Annotated in this window: 3 protein-coding genes; 1 reads left to right on the top strand and 2 read right to left on the bottom strand. The window is 63.5% G+C overall.

Translation table 11 applies throughout. The features are described 5' to 3' along the window. Positions 1–341: 341 nt before the first annotated feature. Entirely contained in the window at positions 342–758 is a 417-nt protein-coding gene (locus ACFWO3_RS20825; RefSeq protein WP_378581323.1) for a cytochrome c oxidase subunit 4, read from the bottom strand. A gap of 40 nt (positions 759–798) precedes the next feature. Next, positions 799–1,875, bottom strand: a complete 1,077-nt coding sequence (locus ACFWO3_RS20820; RefSeq protein WP_378581321.1) for a cytochrome c oxidase subunit II — start codon at positions 1,873–1,875, stop codon at positions 799–801. Between the two features lie 226 nt (positions 1,876–2,101). On the opposite strand from ACFWO3_RS20820, the gene asnB reads away from it, so the two are divergent. Next, complete coding sequence (gene asnB, locus ACFWO3_RS20815) at positions 2,102–4,027, top strand: asparagine synthase (glutamine-hydrolyzing) (RefSeq protein ID WP_378581319.1); 1,926 nt, start codon at positions 2,102–2,104, stop codon at positions 4,025–4,027. Positions 4,028–4,171 lie beyond the last annotated feature (144 nt).

Here is a 4,171-nt window from a genome sequence, read left to right as displayed (position 1 = left end):
CAGGACAGTCTCACGACGTCAGTGACATTGAGAGTCAGACCCCACCGCACCGAACCTATCCAGTATCAACCGGACCACCCCAGACTCACAGTGACGTTGGTCGAGGGTGGTGACGTGCCTGTGTCCTACCGCCACGAGTCCCCGCCTCCGGACCACCTGAACCTGACCGATGTCGCACCCGTTCAACCCACGACCACCGATGTGACATTCGTCGAGGGCGGCGCGGGGGCAAAACGGGCAGAACTAGAACCACAACCGGCAGAACGCAGTCAGCGCATACGACACAGGGCGCCGAACCCTGATGGGATTCGGCGCCCTGTGTGCGTCTGTGCGTGACGAACCTAGTGCTTCTCGGGTCCGGCGTAGTACTCGAAGACCAAGCCGGCCGCAGCGGCAATCACAGCGACACCGGCCACTGCGATCAGCCACGGCTGGAAGAAGGCGAGAGCAACGGCGGACAGGGCCGCAGCGGCTGCGAGCAGAATGGGCCAGAAGCTACCCGGGCTGAAGAAGCCGAGGTCTCCTGCTCCGTCTGCGATCTCGGCGTCCTCGTAGTCCTCGGGACGTGTGTCGAGGCGGCGCGCAACGAAGCGGAAGTAGGTTCCGACGATCAGGGTGAGTCCTGCGGAGAGGCAGATTGCGGTCAGGCCCGCCCATTCGATACCGGTCCGCGACAGCGCGGTGAACACGCCGTACACGATCCCGACGAGAATGAAGAACACCGTCAGGATCTCGAAGAGCTTGGCTTCGATCTTCATATCAGCACTTGTCCTTGGTCAGTGATATTCGACAACCGGTTCAGTTGCCCTCGGCAACCGTGGCCTGACGATATTCGCGGTCGGTGTTGAACGGCGTCGTCGACGTGGCAACCGGGCTTTCGCCGATCTCCGCGAGCGCCTGGGCCGTAGTGAGTTCGCGTCCACCTTCGTCGGCAGGCTTGCGAAGCTCGATGTACTGCGCGAACTTCTCGGGGCTCACTGCGCGAACCTCGAAGTTCATCATCGCGTGGAAGGTGCCGCACATCTCCGCGCAGCGTCCCACGAACGCGCCTTCCTTCTCGATCTCGCTGATCTGGAAGACGTTGTCCGAATGGTTTTCCTTCGGGTTCGGGTTGACGTCCCGCTTGAAGAGGAACTCCGGAACCCAGAATGCGTGGATGACGTCCGACGAAGCGAGCTCGAACTGGATGCTCTTACCCGTGGGCAGCACGAGGATCGGGATCTCCTGGCTGCTGCCGACCGTCTCGATCTTGTCGTAGTGCAGGTAGGAAAGGTCCTGGGGGTCCTTGCCGTGGATGGCACCCGGCTGGGCGTGACCCTCGCCGTGCTCGGCCGACTCACCCTCGGGGACGACCTTCGACTGCACCGCAGCCTGCGCTTCCTGGTCGACGCCGTCGTACTTCGGAGCACCGTCCTGCAGGTCGATGGTGCGGTAACCGAACTTCCAGTTCCACTGGTAGGCCGTCACATCGACGACGACGTTCGGGTTGTCGTCCTTCTCGAGAACGTGGTTCTGCACGACGACCGTGAAGTAGAAGAGAACCGCGATGATCAGGAACGGAACGGCGGTGTACGCGAGCTCCAACGGCACGTTGTACGCCGTCTGACGGGGGAACTCTGGAGAGTTCTTCTTCTTGCGGTGGAACATGACCGTCCAGAAGATGAGGCCCCAGACCAGAACGCCCATCGCGAGCGCCGCGATGACCGACCATGTCCAGAGTTCACGCATGCGGTGCGCCTGGGGGGTGATGCCTGACGGCCACCCGAAACGCAGCACCTCGTTGTCGATTGAGCAACCCGACAGCAGCAAGGCAGCGATGCCTAAAGATACTGCCAACCCTGCCCGCCGAAGGATCCGACCTTGCGCCACGTTCACGCCTTCCTGATCGCACAGATTCCATCAGGGCACACCCGAAAGGAAGGCCCAATTACTACGCAGCGTAGACCAAAGCCGGGCGCCGTCCACTCTCAGGGTCGTACTCGTGTCGTCACCTGCCCGAGCAGGCCACCCGGATCTTCTGCGGCATACTTTCACGGAGAGTTCACTGTCCTCTCCACTCGGTGGAGCGTTATCCCAATTCTGAAACGAGGTACCGGACGCTGTGTGCGGACTGCTCGGGCTACTGACATCCGACGAGACCAGCGACAACGCGGTTGCGCAGGTCGATCAGGCAATGCACTGCCTACGTCATCGCGGACCGGACGAGCACGGGACGTGGCACGACGACCACATGGTCTTCGGCTTCAACCGGTTGTCGATCATCGATATCGAACACTCCCACCAGCCGCTTCGGTGGGGGCCTCCCGAATCGCCGGACCGATACGCACTGACGTTCAACGGCGAGATCTACAACTACCTCGAAATTCGCGCCGAACTGACGGAGCAATTCGGCGCGCAGTTCCACACCGAGGGTGACAGCGAATCGATCGTCGCCGCTTTCCACTATTGGGGAGAGGATGCTGTACGGCGACTTCGCGGAATGTTCGCGTTCGCGATCTGGGATACGCAGGAACGCGAACTGTTCCTCGCCCGCGACCCTTTCGGCATCAAGCCACTGTTCCTCGCAACCGGAACCGGCGGCACCGCGTTCGGTAGCGAGAAGAAGAGCCTGCTCGAACTGTCGGATCTCATCGGCATCGGACTCGAACTCGATCCGCGCGCACTCGAGCACTACACCGTGCTGCAGTACGTTCCCGAACCGGAGTCACTCCACAAGCACATTCGGCGCCTCGAATCCGGAACCAGCGCTCGCGTCCGCCCCGGCGAGACGCCCGTGGTCACGCGATACTTCGAGCCCACCTTTCCGGTTCGTCCGTTCGCGGCCGGCACCGACAAGGCGCGCTACGCCGAGATCGCCGATGCCCTCGAGGACTCCGTCGCCAAGCACATGCGCGCCGACGTCACGGTCGGGTCGTTCCTGTCCGGTGGTATCGATTCGACCGCCATCGCCGCACTCGCCATGCGCCACAACCCGAACCTGATCACGTTCACCACGGGCTTCGAGCGCGAGGGCTACTCCGAGGTCGACGTTGCGGCCGAGTCCGCCGAGGCTATCGGTGCCCGGCACGTCGTGAGGGTGGTCAGCCCAGCCGAGTTCGCCGCATCGATTCCGGAGATAGTCTGGTATCTGGACGATCCGGTTGCGGACCCAGCACTCGTCCCGCTGTGGTTCGTAGCGAAGGAAGCGCGAAAGCACGTCAAGGTCGTGCTGTCGGGCGAAGGTGCCGACGAGTTGTTCGGCGGGTACACCATTTACCGGGAGCCGCTGTCGCTGAAGCCCTTCGAACGTCTGCCGCGCGGGATGCGGAAGGCGGTCGGCCGGCTGTCGGAAAAGATTCCGGAGGGTACGCGAGGCAAGAGCCTGCTCCATCGTGGCTCGATGACTCTCGAAGAGCGCTATTACGGAAACGCTCGCAGCTTCAGCGATGCGCAACTGCGCTCCGTGTTGCGCGACTTCCGTCCGAACTGGACCCACCAGGACGTCACCGCGCCCATCTACGAACGTTCGCATGGCTGGGATCCAGTGGCGCGCATGCAACACCTCGACCTCTTCACGTGGCTGCGCGGCGACATTCTCGTCAAGGCGGACAAAATGACGATGGCCAACTCGCTCGAGCTTCGCGTGCCGTTCCTCGACCCCGAGGTTTTCGCTGTGGCATCGCAGGTGCCGCTCGAGCAGAAGATCACGAAGAGCACGACCAAGTACGCCCTGCGTCAGGCATTGGAGGGCATCGTCCCGCCGCACGTGCTGCACCGCGCCAAGCTCGGGTTCCCGGTCCCGCTCCGCCATTGGCTGGCGGGCACAGAACTGTTCGACTGGGCGCACCAGCAGATCGCGGATTCCGAGACGGACCACTTGTTCGACAAGGCCGCCGTGACGAAGATGCTCGACGACCACCGCGACGGCGCATCCGATCACAGTCGGCGACTATGGACCATCCTCACCTTCATGGTGTGGCATGGCATCTTCGTCGAGAAGCGCATCGTGCCGGAGATCTCCGAGCCGGCATACCCGGTTTCCCTCTGACTCTGTGAGTGGTGGGGGGGGGGGGGGGGGGGCCCCCCCCCCCCCCCCCGGGGCCGGGGGGGCACGGAGGGGCCGCGCTGGTGGGGGGGGGGGGGAGCGGAGGGGGGGCCCCGGAGGGGGGGGGCCTGGGCCCCGACGGAAGGC

It is taken from the genome of Rhodococcus sp. NPDC058521 (assembly GCF_042719695.1).
Classification (GTDB): Bacteria; Actinomycetota; Actinomycetes; order Mycobacteriales; family Mycobacteriaceae; genus Rhodococcus_F.
The sequence above is the reverse complement of the archived record's forward strand: the minus strand, read 5'-3'. Positions and strand labels throughout refer to the sequence as shown.

What these genes read in the sequence shown, in the direction of transcription:
- ACFWO3_RS20825 (WP_378581323.1), bottom strand. Translation starts at nt 758, where the DNA reads ATGAAGATCGAAGCCAAGCTCTTCGAGATCCTGACGGTGTTCTTCATT.